The sequence below is a fragment of the Myxococcus sp. AB036A genome (assembly GCF_006547355.1).
In the GTDB taxonomy this organism is placed as follows: Bacteria; Myxococcota; Myxococcia; order Myxococcales; family Myxococcaceae; genus Myxococcus; species Myxococcus virescens.
Genome location: NZ_VHLC01000007.1, coordinates 132,382 through 149,217, shown reverse-complemented (window position 1 = coordinate 149,217; position 16,836 = coordinate 132,382). Strand labels below are relative to the sequence as shown.

Below are 16,836 nucleotides of genomic sequence, written 5' to 3'. Positions count from 1 at the left end.
ACACCCCGCTTCGCCGCCCCGCCCTTCCCGGCACCGGCCCCTGGCTTCGCCGCCGCGGACGTCCTTGCAGGGGCCGCGGGCTTCGCCGCCGACTTCGCCTTCCGAGCCACCGGCTTCGCCTTCGGAGCCTGCGCCGCGCCCGGAGCCATCAGCGCCTTGAGCACCTTCTGCGGCGCCACGGCGCGGAAGCTCTCGTGAATCCACTGGGCCAGCAGCCCGATGGGGACCTCGCTGCCCGGCTTGAAGTGAGAGGACACCCAGCCGCTCTTGCCCAGGCCGTAGCCGGTGGGCGCGGTGAAGGGCAGCGTGAGCGCGGCCTCGTTGGACTCCGGGAGCTTGGTGGTGACCCCCAGCCCGTCGTTGTCCAGCACGAGGATGGCGAACATCTTCCCCTTCACCTTGACCGTGCGGTGGCCCCAGGGGAACTCCTCGGTGACCTCGGGGAGCGCGAGCATCACCTCGCGCAGGTGGTCCTCCGCGGCCTTCAGCTTCGCGTCGACGTTGTCCGAGGGCGTCTGACTCATGGGCCCAGGCGGAAGCTGCGCACGACGCTCTGCAGCTCGACGGAGAGGTTGGTCAGCTCACTGGCCAGCGACGTCATGCGGGACACGGCGGCGGTCTGCTCCTGGATGACGGCCTGGATGGCCTCCGTGGAGGAGGCGTTGTTGCGCGCCACCAGCTTGATTTCCTCGATGGCCGTCACCATCTCCTCGCTGCCCTTGAGCTGCTCGCGGGCGCTCTCGGAGATGAGGTGCACCTTCTCGGAGCCCTTGCGGATGGTGTCGGTGATGGCGCCCATGGAGCGCACGATGTTGGTCAGGTCCTCACGGCCCTCGGCCAGCTCCGCGATGCCTTCCTTCATGGCGCTCACGACGGAGGTGGACTGCCCGGAGATGTCGCGCGCCAGCTTGGAGATCTGCTCGGCGGAGCGGCCCGCGCTCTCGGCCAGCTTGCGCACTTCATCGGCCACCACCGCGAAGCCGCGGCCGTACTCACCCGCGCGCGCCGCCTCGATGGTTGCGTTGAGCGCCAGCAGGTTCGTCTGCTGCGCCACCTGCGTAATCGCGTCGACGATCTTCGAGATTTCCTGCGTCTTCTCGCCGAAGGCGAACACCTGCTGGCTGGCGGACTCGATGCGGTTGAAGACCTTCTTCACCTTGTCGCCGGCCAGCCGCGCCGCCTTGGAGCCGTCCTCGGCCGCGCTGCTCGTCTCCGCCGTCGTCCGCGCCGCGTCCTCGGCGCTGGCCGTGGTGCGCTGGATGCTGCCGGCCATCTCGGTGATGACCTTGGACGCCTTCGACACCAGCTGCGACTGGGACTCGGCGCCGCCAGCAATCTTCTCCATCGACGAGCCCACCTCCTCGGTGGAGCCGTTGACGTTCTCCGCCGAGCGCTGGAGGTCGATGGCCGTGTCGGCCACGCTCTTGGCCGTCTCTTGAATCTTGCCCACCAGCTCGCGCAGGTTCTCCTGCATGCGGGTGATGGCGCCCGTCAGCTCGTCAATCTCGTCGCGCTTGCTGCCGCCCTCGGCGGCCACCGGCTTGGACAGGTCGCCCTGCGAGATTTCGTATGCGGAGCGGCTGAGCACCTTCACGCGGGTGACGCGCGCGAGCCACGAAGGCAGCAGCGCGGCGGCGGCCCCGGTGATGATGATGGCGACGCCGATGCGCACGGCGTCCTTCCCCCCCGTGCTGAGCGCGGGGAAGACGAAGCTGATGAGGCCGTCCGACGCGTACATCCACCCCGTCAGCGCCAGCCCCATCAAGACGTAGCCGTTGAGAATCTTCCGGTGAAGGGAGACCTCGCGGGTCGCGCGAGGTCCGTCCACGGCGCGCAGCAGTCGCTGCAGGGGCTCGCGGCGGGGAGTGTGTCCGGGGACTGTGTCGTCGCGGAGGGGACGGCGCACGGGTTGCTTTCGGGGGATGAGAAGCGTCTCGGGTTTAGCCTTGCTGCTCCGCAGGGTCAATCCATCGCCCGAGGTCGGAAGTGGTCGAACCCCTCTGGCAGTGGGAGAACACGGCCTGTCCTGTCCCGGCTCACCCACCCGCGCCCCTCTGTGCAGTGGCCGATGCGGGTGATGGCGTGCCCGCCTGTAGCGCACGCGCGCTCGAATGCCCGGCTACGCCCCGGGGGAACGGCCAGCAGCAACTCATAGTCCTCGCCCCCCGCCAGCGCGCCTTCGGGCCCCAGGGCCTTGCGCACCGCCGCTGACAGTGGCAGCCGCTCCACCTCCAGCTCCGCGCGGACACCCGAGGCGGTGCAGAGATGACCCAGGTCTTGTGCAAGTCCGTCGGAAACATCCAGCGCGGCGGATGCATGGCGCGAGGCGAGCAGGCCCAGCGCCACGCGAGGCTCGGGGCGGCGCTGACGGCGCACGGCGGCGCCCCGGCGCAGCCCCGCACGAAGGTGCTCCAGTCCCAGGCGCGCATCGCCCAGCGTGCCGGAGACATAGAGGAGGTCCCCGGGCCGCGCCCCCGCGCGGGTGAGGGGCGCGCGTGACAGCTCGCCCGCGGCGGTGATGGTGACGGAGAGCTCGCGCGCGGAGGTGAAGTTGCCACCCACCAGGGCAATCCGGTGCGCGGTGGCCAGCGCGGCCATGCCTCGCGCCAGGCCTGTGAGCTCCCGCAAGGGATAGTCCTTCGGCAGCGCGAGCGCGCAGACGAACCAGCGCGGCGTGGCCCCCATGGACGCCAGGTCCGACAGGTTCACCGCCAGCGCCTTGTGGCCGATGTCCGCGGGGGAGAACGCGGCGCGCGTGAAGTGCACGTCCTCCACCACCGCGTCCGTGGTGACGCACTGCGCCCCACGTGAGGGGGGCAGCACCGCGCAGTCGTCCCCGGGCCCCACGGGCACACGCGCGGCCGGGAAGTGCGCGAGGAACCGGCGGATGAAATCGAACTCACCAGACATGGACGCACACGTAAGACCAGACGGCGTGTCAGGGCAACGACACTTTTTGGTACCTTGGGCAGACGCAACTTTTTCCCACCAATCCAAGACAACATAAAGATTGGGACTTCCATCTCCTGGGGGAATTTCATGTCGAAGATTGGCGAGCGGCTGCCTTTCGTTTCCACGTCCAAAACCCAGACGAGCCCCACGGGCCCAAAGGACGTCAGCCCCCAGCAGTGGGTGGACCTGCTCGGCTCCGTGCTTCCAACGCAGAGCGTGACGAAAGCAGCCCCCGCGAGCACCTTCGCCGCGCAGGCCCCGGGGACTTCGGGCACCCCGCAGCCCCCCTTCGGCAAGGAGATTCTCCCCTCCGCCCTGGGCCCGCTCAGGGATGAGCGCCTGGCGGCCTGCATTGACAAGGCATTCCGAGAGGTCTTCAAAGGCGAGCGCTGGCCGAGCGGGCCCGAGCGCTCCAAGTGGATGGACTTCGCACGGGAGCTCCGCAACAAGAACCCCGAAATCACCGCCGAGGAGGTCCGCTTCGCCATCCAAGACAAGCTGCGATTGGAGCGGGACGGACTGGACGCCCATTCGCCGGCGAACACCGACAGGTTCATCTCCGAGGCCCTCGCGTGGGTCCACCAGTGCTACGACGAAAAGGCGCCCCCTCCCACGGCGGCGGACATGCAGCACTGGCGCGCCTTCGCCGCCGACCTGATGAGCAAGAATCCAAAGACGACCCCGGAGGAGCTCAAGTACGCCATCATCGACGCCGTCCGGGCGAAGGTGCTGGGGACGGACGCGGTGACGCCGGAGAACATCGACAAGTTCATCCAGGACGCCGTCAAGTGGGTCACCCAGTGCTACGACGACAAGGAGCGCGAGGCCACGCCCGCGGAGCTGAAGGAGTGGCGCGCCTTCGCCCAGGAGCAGTTGAAGAAGGACCCGGAAATCTCGCCGGAGCACCTCAAGTACGCCATCACCGACGCCATTCGCGCGAAGATGACGGGGACCGGTGAGGCGACGCCGCTGAACATCGACAGGTTCATCGAGGACGGCGTCAAGTGGGTCACCCAATGCTACGAGGGCCAGGAGCGCAAGCCCACCGCCGGGGAACTGGCGCACTGGCGCGACTTCGCCCGGAAGCACCAGAAGGCGAACCCGGACATCACGCCGGAGGCGCTCAAGTTCGCCATCCAGGACGCCATCCGCGTGAAGGCGACGGGCATGGACGGCACGGGCAGCACCAACATCGACCAGTTCATCCAGGACGCCGTCAAGTGGGTGTCCTTCTGCTACGAGGGGCAGGAGCGCGACGCCACGCCCGAGGAGATGCGGCGCTGGCGCGCCTTCGCCAACGAGAAGAAGAAGGAGAACAAGGACATCTCCCCGGAGGAGCTCAAGTTCGCCATCCAGGACGCGATGCGCGACGAGAAGATGGGGACGGACGCTCCCGCCAGCAATCGCATCGAAGACCACATCCGGGCGGCCTACGGCTGGCTCATCTACCTCAACGAGGCCGGGCCCTCACAACCGTCGAGCGAGCCAACGCCCAACGAGCTGCACGAATGGAAGAAGTTCGCCGAAAAGAAGCTGAAGGAGACGCCTGAGATGACGAGCGAGGAGCTCCGGTACTACATCCTGGACAGCCTCCGCACCGCCATGGCCAACAGTTGACGGCGACGCCCCCTGCGCTCGCGTTCAGAGCGAGCGCAGGAAGGCCACCAATGCCTCACGCTCCGCCTTGCCCAAGGCCTTGAAGCGCTCGCGGGCACGCGCGCCTTCGCCACCGTGCCACAGGATGGCCTCCTCGAAGCTGCGCGCGCGCCCGTCGTGGAGCATCCGCACCTGACGGTTCACCGTCTCCAGCAGCCCCAGGCCCCACAAGGGCGGCGTCCTCCACTCGGTGCCGCTCGCATCTCCGTCCGGGCGGCCGTCCGCCAGCTCCGGCCCCATGTCGTGCAGCAGCAGGTCCGTGTACGGACGGATGCGTTGGTTGGACAGCTCGGGGACGTCCTCGACGGTGCCCGTGGTGAACTCCCGCTGGTGGCACGCCGCGCAGCCCGTCTTCTGGAAGAGGACCTGTCCCTTCATCACGGTGGGCTCCAACACGTCGCGCCGCGCGGGCACGCCGATGAGCCGCAGGTACAGCGTCGTCCGCTCCAGGACGTGGCGCGACAATGCGGGGCCCTTGGCGGCCACTCGCGTCATGCAGCCATCCTGCTTCGCCGTGCAGTTGCTCTCCGGATAGAGCGGTGACGTCAGTCCCAGGTCCTCGGAGAAGGCGCTGGCGACCTGTTGCTCCAGCGTGGGCTGATTGGCCTTCCACCCGAAGCGGCCCAGCGCCACCTTGCCGGAGTGGACGCTGACCACGCGGTTCGGACGGCCGGAGACGCCGTCCCCATCGCGGTCATCCGCGTCCGCCAGGGCGTGGATGGCTTCATCCGGGATGGCCGCCAGCAGCCCCAGGCCGAAGAGCTGGGAGGGGATGCGCGGCGAGAGCATCACCTCGGGAGCCAGCTTCCCATAGCCCAGTTGGTTGATGCGGTAGCGCGGCTGGCGCAGCGTGTACGGCGTCCCGTCCGCGTACCTCCCCTTCACGTCCGTATAGGTGACCTGGACCGTGCCCTCGGCCGGGACGTCCGCGGTCCCACGGTCATTGAGCTGCACGCCGTAGACGGGCTCGTGATGCCCCGCGGGCGCGTCCTTCGCGGGCACGCTCAACCGGACGAGCAGCGGCGCCTCTGGCCCCACGTCGGGCAGCGGGCGGCCCCGGCCATCCTTGAAGTGACACGAACCACACCCGGCGGCGTTCGTCAGCGGGCCCGCCAGCCCTTCTTCATGTGCGGCCCAGTCCCGCATGAACAACACCTTGCCTTCGCGCATCTGGTACCAGCGCGTGGGCGCCAGGTTTCCCAGCGCGCGGCCATAGGCATTGTGCGAGACGTCAAACACCGTGGTGCCGCCCCCTGCCAGAGCCTCGTCGTCCGGGCGCCCGGGCACCTCCGAGACGGCCGCGCCCGGCGCGGGTGCGTCGTTCTCCTGCCTGGGAGCTCCCGCCGTGAGCAGCAGGGCCGTCAACCACCACGATGCCTTCATGGGACGCTCTTCGGAGAGAGAATTTGGAACGGGAAAGACAACGGCCTGGAGCGGGCGTCCCCCCTGAGCCCGCTCCAGGCCGAAACGACGCGGTGACTACTTGCCGGCGGGGACCAGGGACTCGCCGGTGATGACCGTCGAGCGCGCGGTGGTCTGCACGTCGATGCGGTTGAAGTTGAGGTACGGGTAGTTGGACGGGCCCGAGATCTCCTCCTGCAACACGATCTGGTCAGCCCGGACAATCTGGCCGTTCGGCAGCCGGACCCCCGGCTCCGCGACGGTGTACTGCCACAAGCAGGCGCTGCTGAGCTGAGCGCTCGCGAAGCCTACGGTGAGGGAGCACACCGTGTTGCAGTAGTTGCAGTTGGAGTAGCCGTTCGCGTAGCAGGCCGACTCACACTGGGCATACGTCTGGGTGCGCGGGCGGCAGTTCGGCGTCCAGCCCGGGTTGGGGACCATGATGCCCACGGCGCCCGTGTCACCGCTGCTGATGCCACCCACGGCGGCCTGGAGCCGGCCGTTGTAGTACGCGAGCACGGAGTAGGTGGTCGCGTCACCGGAGCCGGTGAACGTCGCGGAGTACGAGGTGGACTCCCGCGACGAGCTGACGGTGGACGTGCTGACCGGCACATCCTCGGCGTAGGCGGTGAAGAAGTTGCGCTGCGCACCGTCCGACTGGGTCTCCGCCGTCCAGGCCGCCGCGGGCGGCGTGTGGATGGCGACGCCGGCCTTACCGGACGGCTCCTTCTCCAGGCTGTCGATGCGAACGCCCTTCTCCGAACCACTCACCTTGACGGCGCCAAGGCCACAGTGCTGGAGCCCCTGGAACTCCACACAGTCGTCAGCGGCGTGGGCCTGGCTGAGCGGAAGAGCGAGCGAGAAGACGGCGGCCCAGAGGGCGGTTCCAACGCGACGAGACGAACGCATGAAGGCTCCTGATGACCCAGAGGGAATCCCTGAGCTCAGGAGGAGCCAGTTCAAGCGTCATGCCATGTTTTACCGCACTCTCAGAATACACCGGGCTGTGACAGGAATCACCACAGCCCAGGCGGGTCCTGTGACTGCCATTGCTACAAGAACAGCCCTGGGTCGAACTCGTCCACGTTGACAGGGAGCATGCGCGGCAGGGGCCGGTTGAACACCTTGGCGTTCAACTCCAAATCCAGAATCTTGAGCCCGGAGGGGACGAGCTCCCGGAAGCGCTGGCTGACGTATTCACGCAGGCCGAGCACGGCCACCTGGCGCTTCTCCTCCAGCATGGGCTTGAGCGCGTCCGCGAAGTCCGCGCCGTCATGGCTGGCGAGCACCACCGCCGCGCCGGGGCGCTGGGTGCGGATGTTCTCCAGCAGCTTCAGGATGCCCAGGTCCACCACCTTCTGGTCGGGGCGGCCGTAGAGCAGGGCCACGTCGCAGCCGGCGGACTTGAGCGCGCGCACGAAGCCAATCATGACGTCCGGCAGTTGCTCTCCGCGGGCGTTGAGCACCACCACGCAGCGCACGGGCGCCGGGAAGTTCGTCTCACAGAAGGACACGAGCCGGTCGAACTGGACGCGGTCCTGGGACTCGGGCTTGCGCCCCACCACGTTGGACACAGCCCAGTCGATGTTTTCTGCGTCGATGAGTACGTAGGAGGAGGCGGGGGGACGTCCGGAGAGCATGCGCGCGAGGATACGCGGGAGCCCTTCCGGCCGGGGAACTCAGTTCAGTCCCCCGGTGCGTCAGGGCGCGTCAGAAGCGGTCGTGTCCGCTGGGTGACGGCGTGGGCGCCAGCGCGGAGAAGCCGCCGTGCTCCGACAGCGGCGGCTGGAGCGGCAGCACCACGGTGAAGCGAGAGCCCCGGCCAAACTCGCTCTCCACGGACACACGGCCGCCGTGGCCTTCCACCAGGCTCTTCACGATGGCCAGTCCCAGCCCCGCGCCGCCGTGCTCGCGCGTGGAGCTGCCGTCCACCTGGTAGAAGCTCTGGAAGATGTTCTCGAACTGGTCCTCGCGGATGCCCATGCCGGTGTCTTCCACGCTCACGCGGTAGCCCGGCGCGGCCAGCTCCTTCTGCGCGGTGGCCTCCGACATCACCACCGACACCCGGCCCCCGGACGAGGTGAATTTCACCGCGTTGGCGAGCAGGTTCACCACCACCTGGCGCAGCTTGTCCGCGTCCGCGGCCAGGCGCGGCTGAGGCAACGGCGGCAGGCGCACCTCCAGCTCCACGCCCTTGCGCTGCGCCTGGGGCGCCACGCTGGACACCGCCGTCTGGATGACGCTGCCCAGGTCCACCGGGCCCATCACCAGGCGCAGCCGTCCGGCTTCAATCTGGCTCAGGTCCAGGATGGAGGAGATGAGGTTGAGCAGCGACTCGCCCTTCTCCACGATGGTGCGGACGTAGAGCAGTTGCTCCGGGTTGAGCGCGCCGGCCAGGCCCTCAGCCAGCATCTCCGAGTAGCCGATGATGGAAGCCAGCGGCGTGCGCAGCTCGTGGCTCACCGTGCCCAGGAAGGTGGACTTCAGCCGGTCCAGCTCCTTCAGGCGGGTGTTGGCCTGCGCCAGCCGGGCGTTGTTCGCCTCCAAATCCCGGTGCGTCTCCAGCATCGCCTCGATGTGGAGCTGCGTCGCCAGGAAGGCGCGCTGCCCGCTGGCCACCAGCGCGGCGAGCACCTGCCCGAAGTGCACCAGCACCTGCGCGGCGGTGCGTTCCGGCACGCGCCGCACGCGGGCCACCAGTTCGTGCGCGCGCGACAGGTCCACCCCGGAGATGTCCGTCAGCGACGGCGGGAAGTCCGCCAGCTCCTCCGGCGTGAAGGGGCCCAGGATGACGCGGCCCAGCTCGTCACCCTCCCAGCGCACCGGCATCACCAGGTAGCGCAGGCCGGTGAAGCACGGCAGCGCGATGATGCCCGCCGCCTCCGAGCCATCACCGCGCGCGGGCCGGGCGCCCTGCACCAGGGCCACCGGTCCGTCCTTCACGCGGGCCACCGTGGCGGTGCAGCGCGAGCGGCCCTCCGGGAAGCCGAACACGTACGAGCAGAAGTCGCCGTGACCCACCTTCACGTCGGCCAGCTTGTCGCCCGCGGTGTCCATCACCTTGATGCCCACGCGGTACAGCTCGCTGAAGCTCCGCACCACCTCCACGAAGGAGGGCAGGTCCAGCATGTCCGCCAGCGACAGCCTCCGCTGGAGCACGGACTCACGGCGCGAGGCGCCCACGCCGTCCGACGCGCCGCTCATCGCCCGTCTCCGCTGCGCGCTTCACCCGCCGCGCGTCCGTACAGGGAGGCCAACGCCGTGCCCGTGAGGTCCATGCGCCGGAAAATCTGGCCCAGGAACTCCGCCTCCGTCAGGCCCAGGTTGCGCGCCAGGTGGGCGCGCATGTCGAGCCGCCGGTAGGCTGCCTGCGCCACGGCGTGGAAGGTCTCCAGCACGCCTTCGCCCCGCAGCGCCACCGCGCCCACCACCGCCTCGCCGCCTCGCCGGCGCGACTCCTCGATTTCGGCATCCGTGCGCGCGTCCGGCAGGTCCTTCTTGTTGAACTGGATGACCACCGGGACCTGGCTGGGGTCCAGGTTGTTCTCCTTCATGTTCTCCTGGAGGTTGCGCCAGTAGGCGTTGTTGTCCGCCGTGGCGCCGCGGCGGCTGTCGGCGATGAAGACCACCGCGTCCGCGCCCTGCAGGACGATGCGCCGGGTGGCGTTGTGGATGACCTGGCCCGGCACGGTGAAGAGCTTCACCTTCACCTTGAAGCCGGAGGACGTGGAGAAGAAGACGGGCAGCAGGTCGAAGAAGAGCGTGCGGTCGTCGTGAGTCTCCACGGTCAGCAACCGCCCCCGCACCTCCGGGGACGCTTTCGCGTGGAGGTGACGCAGATTGGTCGTCTTCCCGCTGAGGCCGGGCCCGTAGTAGACGATCTTGAGCGTCAGCTCTCGCTGGGCATGGTTGAGTTGCAAGGTGGGGCTCTGGCTGACGGTCGAGCGGAGGAGTTTGACGCCTTCGCGCCCGACTACGGGTTTTATAGTGGGAAGCGGCCCGACACGGAAGGCCGGCAGGGTGCCAGGCGTGGAGGCGATGATCATTCTTGGAATGGCCTGAACGCATGACCGGTTCGACGAAATCCGGCTCCTCACCAGCGGAGAGGAGGGCCTCTCCTCACTTCATGGGACAATGTGCGCGGAATCACTGCGTGCACCGGTGCCGCCGGAGCGGTTAGGATCGCAACTCGACGGAGGAGCAAGGCGATGACGATGAAGCAGGTGGACGCAGGCGTGGAGGTGGCCCCAGCACCGATACTGGATGTGGCTGGCCTCCCCAACGACCTGATGGCGGCGGTGAAATTCGGCCTGCCCACCGACGAAGACATGACGGCGGTGGCGGACCTGCGCGCCGGCTCTGAGCCTTGGAAGAGCCGGGGTGAGACGCAGGAGGACAGCCTCAAGGCCCTGACGCAGCTCAAGCCCTTCATCCATGTGGCGAAGCTGCAAAGCCAGCTTGTCGGCTATGTCACGGTGGAGCGGGACGGCCCGGTTCCGGGCGCGGCGTACCTGCGCAACATCGTGGTGAAGCCCGAGCTGCGCCGCAAGGGCCTGGGCAACATCCTGCTGGAGCAGGCGCTGAAGGCGGCCCGGGACATGTACCGGAAGACCATCGCCCTGCGGGTGGATCCGTCCAACTCGCCCGCGGTGAGCTTCTACCGGAAGGAAGGCTTCACCACGGTGGCCACGGTGGTCTCCAAGAAGTCCGGGAAGCTTCGCCTCCTGATGTCCCGCGAGCTCTAGAGCCCACGGGACGTAATGCCGCAGGGCGGGGGGCCCTCCTCCCGCCTGCTGCTCCGAGCGGGCCCCCTGGTGGGTCCCGGAGCTCCCTCCCCCGCATTCCAGGTGACAGTCTCCGTCAGGCACGGATGATTTCCATCTGTCCGGAAGCAGGCGGGCAATCCTGGGACAAGGGGTGGCCGGATTCCGCGCGATGTCGTCTATCCTGCGGCTCCCCCGCGCCCGCGCGCCGTCGCGGCTGAGCCGACATCCCGCATGAAATCGCTCGCAGAACTGTTGCGGCACCTGTCGCGTCCGGGTGTCACCGAGTTGACCCTGGCCACCGGCCGTCCTCCGATGATCCGCGGCGCCAATGGCTATGAGCCGGTGGACCCCACCACCGCCACGGCCGAGGACATCACTCGCGCCCTGCAGGCCATGGTGGGCGTGGCCCGGGCCTCCACCGTCACGGAGACGCCGGTCCAGTGGACCGTCAACGCCACCGGCCTGGGCTCGCTGTCCATCGCCGCCATGCGGCGAGGGGACCTCATCCACCTGCGCCTCAGCCGGGCCGCCGACGCGGGGGCCGCCGCCCAGGCCGCCACCGCGCGTCCCGCGCAGCCCGCGCCCGCCGCGCGTCCCGCCGCCCCAGCGCCCGTGCAGGCCGCGGCACCGTCCTATCGGACGCCCGAGCCCGCCCCTGCTCCGGCATACCGCACGCCCGAGCCCGCTGCGTCACAGCCCTACCGCACGCCCGAGCCCGCCGTAGCCCAGGCAGTCCGTGCGCCCGAGCCCGCGGCGGCCCGTCCGGTGGCGGCGCCGGCCCGGACCTTCACGGGCGCGGGGCGCGAGCTGGCCGTGTTGCTGGAAGAAGGCCGCCGGGGCCTGGCCAGCGACGTGCACATCATCGCGGAGCGCCCGCCCCTCTTCCGCTTCGCGGGCGAGCTGATGGCGCAGGGCCCGGTGCTGGACGCGACGACGGTGGAGAAGCTGCTGCTGCCGGTGGTGCCGGAGCGGCTGCGGCCCGTGCTGGAGCGCGAGGGCAGCTGTGACTTCTCCCTGGAGACGCCGGAGATGGGGCGCTTCCGGGTCAACGTCAGCCGCCAGCGCACCGGCCTCAAGGGCACCTTCCGGCTGATTGCGCGGGAAGTGCCCACGCTGGAGTCGCTGGGCCTGCCCGCGGACATCGCCAAGGCCACACACCACCACCAGGGACTCATCGTCATCACCGGCCCGTCCGGCCACGGGAAGACGAGCACGCTGGCGGCGCTCGTGGACCTCATCAACCGCGAGACGTCCCACCACGTGCTCACCGTGGAGGACCCGGTGGAGTTCGTCCACCCGCGCAAGCGCGCGCTCATCAGCCAGCGCGAGGTGGGCTCGCACACCAAGACGTTCGCCAGCGCGCTGAAGGGCAGCCTGCGTGAAGACCCGGACGTCATCGTGGTGGGCGAGCTGCGCGACACGGAGACGGTGCGCATGGCGCTGTCCGCCGCCGAGACGGGCCACCTGCTCATCAGCACCATGAACACGCCGAGCGCGGCGAAGACCATCGACCGGCTCATCGACCTCTTCCCGCCGGGGGACCAGCAGCAGGTGCGCCTGTCGCTGTCCAGCGGCCTGCGGCTCATCGTCAGCCAGCGGCTGATGCCAAGCGCGGACGGCAAGGGGCTGGTGGCCGCGGCGGAGGTGCTGCCGGGCTCGGTGTCGCTGGGCAACCTCATCCGCGACAACAAGACGTTCCAGATTCCCTCGCTCCAGCAGCGCGGCAAGAGCCTGGGCATCATCCGCTTCGAGGACTCGCTGGCGGACCTGGTGCGCGCCGGGAAGGTGAAGCTGGAGGTCGCCAAGGGCTTCGCGGACAACCCGGACGAGCTGGAGGCGGTGGTGACGGGCAAGCGGTCCGGCGCCACCGTGGCCGCGCCGGAGACGCAGCAGGATAGCGCGAGGCTGCTCAGCAAGATGGGCTCGCTGATGGGAAGGAAGGGTTCCTGAGATGACGACGCCCCGTCTGGCCGTCCTGTTCGATGCGCTGCTGGAGCAGAAGGGCAGCGACCTGCACCTGGGCATCGGCTACCCGCCCATGGGCCGCATCCGCGGCGAGTTGGTGCCGCTGCGCGAGCAGCCCCTCAGCGCGCCGGAGATGCAGGCGCTGCTCTTCGAAATCTGCTCGCCGGAGCAGCAGCGGCAGATTGTCGAGGACCTGGACCTGGACTTCGCCTACAGCTACGGGACGAAGGCCCGCTTCCGCGCCAACTACTTCAACAAGATGACGGGCCTGGCGGCCGTCTTCCGCACCATCCCCAGCAAGGTGCTGTCGCTGGAGGACCTGAAGACGCCGGAGGTGGTGCGCAAGCTGTCGGAGCGCCGCAGCGGGCTGGTGCTCGTCACCGGCCCCACGGGCAGCGGCAAGTCCACCACGCTTGCCGCGATGATCAACTACATCAACAAGACGCGGCCCGCGCACGTGCTCACCATCGAAGACCCGGTGGAGTTCGTGCACGAGTCCATGCGGGCGCAGGTGACGCACCGGGAAGTGGGCCCGCATGCGTCCAGCTTCGCCACCGCCATCCGCTCAGCGGGCCGCGAGGACCCCAACGTCATCCTCATTGGCGAGCTCCGCACCAACGAGACGATGAAGCTGGCGCTCCAGCTGGCGAGCTTCGGCGTGCTGGTGTTCGCCACGGTGCACACCAACAGCGCGCCGGCCACCATCGACCGCATCATCAACGCCTTCCCCGCCGACGAGCAGCAGCAGGTGCGCGGCATGCTGGCGGAGAGCCTGGCGGGCATCGTCGCCCAGCAGCTCATCAAGACGGCGGACGGCAAGGGCCGCGTGGCCGCGCTGGAAATCCTGGTGGGCGGGCCCGCCATCGCCTCCATGATTCGCGAGGGCAAGGTGTTCCAGATTGCCTCCAAGATGCAGGCGGGCCAGGGCCAGGGCATGCAGACGCTGGACATGCACCTGGAGCGCCTGGTGAAGGACAACGTGATTACGCCCGAGGCCGCGCTGGAGAAGGCGCAGGACAAGGAGAACCTGGCCAAGGTCATCTCCCGCCTCAAGCCGGACTGGCAGGTGCCGGAGTCCCTGAAGTCGCTGGGCTAACGCGCCTCGGGCACTTCGAAGGGCAGGAGCACGGACATGAAGAAGCCAGCGGTAGGGAGCGTGGGTTGGATGGACCTCACGGTGAAGGACGCCGTGGCGGTGAGGGACTTCTACAAGGACGTGGTGGGCTGGTCCGCCACCGGCCTGGACATGGGCGGCTACGAGGACTTCGTCATGATGCCCCCGGGCGGCGGCGAGACGCCCGCCGGAGGCATCTGCCATGCGCGCGGCAAGAACGCGGACATCCCCGGCGGGTGGATGGTCTACATCACCGTGGCGGACCTGGAGCAGAGCCTGGAGCGCGTCACCGCGATGGGGGGCCGGGTGCTCGGGGAGATTCGCGGCTCCGCCAAGACGGGCCGCTTCTGCTTCATCGAAGACCCGTCCGGCACGACGTGCGCGCTCTACCAGTCAGGGAGCGACTGACGGGCCGCACGCTCCTCCCAGCGTTCCTTCCAGGTGTCGGACCTGGGTGGTAGACCCAGGCCCGTGATGGATGAGTCACGGGGAGGACCCGACAAGAAGAAGGAGCGCGGTCCGAAGCGGCCCCGGAAGGTGTCCCCCACCTACCTGGAGAACGCGGCGCTGCACTACCTGAAGCGTTACGCGGCGACGAAGAGCCAGTTGCAGCGCGTGCTGCTGCGCCGGGTGGACCGCTCCATCAAGTTCCACGGTGGTGAGCGCGGCGAGGCGCTGGCCTGGGTGGAGGCACTGGTCGCGAAGCTGGTGCGCAACGGCCTGCTCAACGACGAGGCCTATGCCCAGATGAAGGCGCACTCACTGCGCGCCTCGGGCCGCAGCACGCGGGTGATTGCCCAGAAGCTGCGCCTCAAGGGCGTCCCCGCGGAAGTCGTGGCGAAGAAGGTCGCCGACGCCACCCACGAGGTGTCCGAGGAAGATGCCGCACGAATCTGGGCGCGGAAGAAGCGGCTGGGTCCCTTCCGCACGCAGCCCGGCACCCGGGAGGAGAATCGGAAGCGAGACCTGGCCGCGCTGGCCCGGGCGGGCTTCTCCTTCGGCATCGCGAAGAAGGTCATCGACTCCAGCCCGGCCTGAGCCGGCCCGGTGAAACAGCGGCGGCCTGCCCGCTCGGAGCAGACCACCGCGCGAGCACGCTCAGTTGTCGGTGGCGTCTTCGATTTTGTCCCCGGCCTCCTCGGCCGTGTCCTCGATCTTGTCGCCCGCCTCATCCGCGGCGTCCTCCGTCTTGTCGACGGCGCGCTCGGCGTCGTTCTCGGCGCTCTCCCGCGTGTTGCGGTGGCAGCCCGTGCCCACCACCAGAACGCCCAACGCCGCGGCCATCAGCATGTTCTTCAGCATTCGTACACCCCTCCTGAAAGTCGGGCGGAAGGTAGTCACGGCCGCCTGGACGCCAAGGAGGGGTTGAGCAGAATGTCAAAACACGCACATGAAGTCCGGCCCGCTACCGGGCGCGGTAGGCCTTCATGCGCGCGTCGCTCGACTCGCGGCGCCGCAGGGCATCCATCCCCGTCGGGAGCTGCACCGGGGCGTCCGCCCACTCCGACAGGCGCCCGAGCAGGAAGCTCCGCTGCGGCTCCGGCAGCGCGCTCAGCGTGCCGAAGAAGCCGATGCTGTCATCGGCGATGACGCGGTACGCGTCGTTGCCCGTCGTGGTGCTGAAGGCGCTGGCGGACCAGGGGCTCAGGTCTCCATAGACGAGCAGCACCCGCTTGGCCTCGAAGCGGGTCCACGCCTCCAGCAGGCCCACCGTCCACGGCTCGTACTGCTTGCGCACGCCCGTGGGCGGGAAGCGCGTGGGGATGTGCTCACCGGCGTAGCGCATCAACGGCCGCAGGTGAACCTCCGGGTACCCCGGGCCGCCCAGCTGCGTGGCGCCCTGGTAGTAGAGCGGCGCCGACTCCTCCAGCGCCTGGTCGGAGAAGGTGAACTCCAGCGTGGAGACGTAGCTGAAGAAGGCGAAGAGCTCCTCCGCGCTCGCCTCCGGCGAGGGCAGCCCTTCACACGTCCCCGCCATGCCGTAGTACTGCCAGAAGATGAAGGGCACCTCGATGACGGCGAACTCGAAGGCGCGGTCCTTCCCCAGCGTGTTGAAGGTGAAGCCCTGGGCGTCGTAGCCATCCATGAAGGGCAGCAGTTCGTCGCGGCGGGTCAGCGCGGCGTACTGGAGGGACGCGAGCTGCTGGCGGCAGGCCGCGTCGCCCACCTTGGTGAGGATGAAGCGCCCGTGGCGCGCGTCATGGAGGCCCCGGTTGTGCTGCGCCGAATAGGTCACCGTGGCGTGGACGTCGTTCGGGAAATAGAAGCGGTGGGCCAGGGCGGCGGTGCCGCCCTTGAAGACGCCGGTGGACAACCAGCGCCCGCCGTACAGCGGCTTGAAGGCTTCGACGAGCCGGTGGGCGTCCGCGGCCGCCTGCCACATCGTCAGCTTCCGCCAGTCCATGTCGGCCGGCTTGGACGCGCCGTAGAAGCGGTGCTCCACGGTGAGCTGGTTGCCCTGGAGCAGGTCCGTGGGCTCGGCGGGGATGGGCTCCTCGAAGAGGGCGGTGCCTTCCGTGTCCAGCACCATGGGCGCCGTCTCCGAGCGGTGCATCAGCGTCACCCGCTGTTGGAAGCGCGTGCCCCAGGGACGCAGGTGGTCCACCGGCTGCTCGTAGTCCATCGTGAAGAAGCGGAAGCCGTTGACCTCGACGTCGGTCAGCACCGTGAGGCCGGCGATGGACTCCAACCGGGTGCGGAGGTCCACGCTCGACAGGTCCACGGAGACGGACGGGGGCGGCGCGGTCCCCTGCTCCAACGACTCCAAGCCCTCCGTCGTCGAGCCGCCACAGCCGAGCACCCATGCGCCGAGCAGGCCGCCCACCGCGAACCCCGCCCAGTTCCGCTTCAGCCCGCTTCGCATGGTGTCGTCCCTCAGGTGTCCGTTGAAGCCCGCGAAGATAGCAGGCTTGGGCCCACACGACGCATGAAGCGCTTGGGCGCGGCATGCCTACATACCGGTCCCGCACAACGAGCGGTAAG

At 68.9% G+C, this 16,836-nt stretch carries 16 protein-coding genes; 6 read left to right on the top strand and 10 right to left on the bottom strand.

Features of this window, described 5'->3' with window-relative positions:
- The 3 genes from FL344_RS05160 to thiL form a co-directional block, all read right to left on the bottom strand.
- Positions 1-524, bottom strand: a 524-nt coding sequence (locus tag FL344_RS05160) for an MmcQ/YjbR family DNA-binding protein (protein WP_141617729.1), incomplete at its 3' end; no start/stop codon positions are given.
- Positions 521-1,906 (bottom strand): methyl-accepting chemotaxis protein, encoded by a 1,386-nt coding sequence (locus FL344_RS05155; RefSeq protein WP_141588004.1) that lies wholly within the window; start codon positions 1,904-1,906, stop codon positions 521-523. The genes FL344_RS05160 and FL344_RS05155, both read right to left, overlap by 4 nt.
- Positions 1,907-1,962: 56 nt before the next feature.
- Entirely contained in the window at positions 1,963-2,910 is a 948-nt protein-coding gene (thiL, locus tag FL344_RS05150) for a thiamine-phosphate kinase (RefSeq protein WP_141617728.1), read from the bottom strand.
- Between the two features lie 129 nt (positions 2,911-3,039).
- Between thiL and FL344_RS05145 the strand changes: the two genes are divergently transcribed.
- The gene (locus FL344_RS05145; protein ID WP_141617727.1) at positions 3,040-4,569 is read left to right on the top strand and encodes a hypothetical protein; all 1,530 of its coding nucleotides are present in this window, start codon (positions 3,040-3,042) and stop codon (positions 4,567-4,569) included.
- 24 nt (positions 4,570-4,593) lie between these two features.
- Here the strand turns inward: FL344_RS05145 and FL344_RS05140 are convergent, their stop codons facing one another.
- The 5 genes from FL344_RS05140 to FL344_RS05120 all read right to left on the bottom strand — a co-directional run bounded on the left by FL344_RS05140 (position 4,594) and on the right by FL344_RS05120 (position 9,929).
- A complete protein-coding gene (locus FL344_RS05140; RefSeq protein WP_141617726.1) occupies positions 4,594-5,991 on the bottom strand; it encodes a di-heme oxidoredictase family protein in 1,398 nt (465 codons plus the stop codon).
- Between the two features lie 96 nt (positions 5,992-6,087).
- Positions 6,088-6,918, bottom strand: a complete 831-nt coding sequence (locus tag FL344_RS05135; protein ID WP_228557508.1) for a hypothetical protein — start codon at positions 6,916-6,918, stop codon at positions 6,088-6,090.
- 143 nt (positions 6,919-7,061) lie between these two features.
- The gene (locus tag FL344_RS05130; RefSeq protein ID WP_011556626.1) at positions 7,062-7,649 is read right to left on the bottom strand and encodes an NYN domain-containing protein; all 588 of its coding nucleotides are present in this window, start codon (positions 7,647-7,649) and stop codon (positions 7,062-7,064) included.
- Positions 7,650-7,719: 70 nt separating this feature from the next.
- Positions 7,720-9,213, bottom strand: coding sequence for an ATP-binding protein (locus FL344_RS05125; protein WP_141617725.1), 1,494 nt, complete (start codon positions 9,211-9,213; stop codon positions 7,720-7,722).
- On the bottom strand, positions 9,210-9,929 hold the full coding sequence (locus tag FL344_RS05120; RefSeq protein WP_141588010.1) for an ATP/GTP-binding protein: 720 nt from the start codon (positions 9,927-9,929) through the stop codon (positions 9,210-9,212). The genes FL344_RS05125 and FL344_RS05120 overlap by 4 nt, the downstream gene beginning before the upstream one ends.
- Before the next feature lie 288 nt (positions 9,930-10,217).
- Here FL344_RS05120 and FL344_RS05115 point away from each other — a divergent pair, with 288 nt between their 5' ends.
- From FL344_RS05115 to FL344_RS05095, 5 genes are all read left to right on the top strand, one after another.
- On the top strand, positions 10,218-10,754 hold the full coding sequence (locus FL344_RS05115) for an N-acetyltransferase (RefSeq protein ID WP_011556629.1): 537 nt from the start codon (positions 10,218-10,220) through the stop codon (positions 10,752-10,754).
- Positions 10,755-11,006: 252 nt separating this feature from the next.
- Entirely contained in the window at positions 11,007-12,725 is a 1,719-nt protein-coding gene (locus FL344_RS05110) for a type IV pilus twitching motility protein PilT (protein WP_141617724.1), read from the top strand.
- Position 12,726: 1 nt separating this feature from the next.
- Complete coding sequence (locus tag FL344_RS05105) at positions 12,727-13,836, top strand: type IV pilus twitching motility protein PilT (RefSeq protein ID WP_141588012.1); 1,110 nt, start codon at positions 12,727-12,729, stop codon at positions 13,834-13,836.
- A gap of 36 nt (positions 13,837-13,872) precedes the next feature.
- Positions 13,873-14,262, top strand: a complete 390-nt coding sequence (locus tag FL344_RS05100; protein WP_141617723.1) for a VOC family protein — start codon at positions 13,873-13,875, stop codon at positions 14,260-14,262.
- Between the two features lie 66 nt (positions 14,263-14,328).
- Complete coding sequence (locus tag FL344_RS05095) at positions 14,329-14,892, top strand: regulatory protein RecX (RefSeq protein ID WP_141617737.1); 564 nt, start codon at positions 14,329-14,331, stop codon at positions 14,890-14,892.
- Between the two features lie 60 nt (positions 14,893-14,952).
- Here the strand turns inward: FL344_RS05095 and FL344_RS05090 are convergent, their stop codons facing one another.
- Positions 14,953-15,156 (bottom strand): hypothetical protein, encoded by a 204-nt coding sequence (locus tag FL344_RS05090; RefSeq protein ID WP_090488020.1) that lies wholly within the window; start codon positions 15,154-15,156, stop codon positions 14,953-14,955.
- Positions 15,157-15,259: 103 nt separating this feature from the next.
- Positions 15,260-16,717 (bottom strand): S28 family serine protease, encoded by a 1,458-nt coding sequence (locus tag FL344_RS05085; protein ID WP_141617722.1) that lies wholly within the window; start codon positions 16,715-16,717, stop codon positions 15,260-15,262.
- Between the last annotated feature and the right edge of the window lie 119 nt (positions 16,718-16,836).

Coding starts and splice junctions, on each gene's coding strand:
- FL344_RS05130 (WP_011556626.1), bottom strand. CDS start 7,649: ATGCTCTCCGGACGTCCCCCCGCCTCCTCCTACGTACTCATCGACGCA.
- FL344_RS05140 (WP_141617726.1), bottom strand. CDS start 5,991: ATGAAGGCATCGTGGTGGTTGACGGCCCTGCTGCTCACGGCGGGAGCT.
- FL344_RS05105 (WP_141588012.1), top strand. CDS start 12,727: ATGACGACGCCCCGTCTGGCCGTCCTGTTCGATGCGCTGCTGGAGCAG.
- FL344_RS05115 (WP_011556629.1), top strand. CDS start 10,218: ATGACGATGAAGCAGGTGGACGCAGGCGTGGAGGTGGCCCCAGCACCG.
- FL344_RS05125 (WP_141617725.1), bottom strand. CDS start 9,213: ATGAGCGGCGCGTCGGACGGCGTGGGCGCCTCGCGCCGTGAGTCCGTG.
- FL344_RS05085 (WP_141617722.1), bottom strand. CDS start 16,717: ATGCGAAGCGGGCTGAAGCGGAACTGGGCGGGGTTCGCGGTGGGCGGC.
- FL344_RS05100 (WP_141617723.1), top strand. CDS start 13,873: ATGAAGAAGCCAGCGGTAGGGAGCGTGGGTTGGATGGACCTCACGGTG.
- FL344_RS05135 (WP_228557508.1), bottom strand. CDS start 6,918: ATGCGTTCGTCTCGTCGCGTTGGAACCGCCCTCTGGGCCGCCGTCTTC.
- thiL (WP_141617728.1), bottom strand. CDS start 2,910: ATGTCTGGTGAGTTCGATTTCATCCGCCGGTTCCTCGCGCACTTCCCG.
- FL344_RS05090 (WP_090488020.1), bottom strand. CDS start 15,156: ATGCTGAAGAACATGCTGATGGCCGCGGCGTTGGGCGTTCTGGTGGTG.
- FL344_RS05145 (WP_141617727.1), top strand. CDS start 3,040: ATGTCGAAGATTGGCGAGCGGCTGCCTTTCGTTTCCACGTCCAAAACC.
- FL344_RS05110 (WP_141617724.1), top strand. CDS start 11,007: ATGAAATCGCTCGCAGAACTGTTGCGGCACCTGTCGCGTCCGGGTGTC.
- FL344_RS05095 (WP_141617737.1), top strand. CDS start 14,329: ATGGATGAGTCACGGGGAGGACCCGACAAGAAGAAGGAGCGCGGTCCG.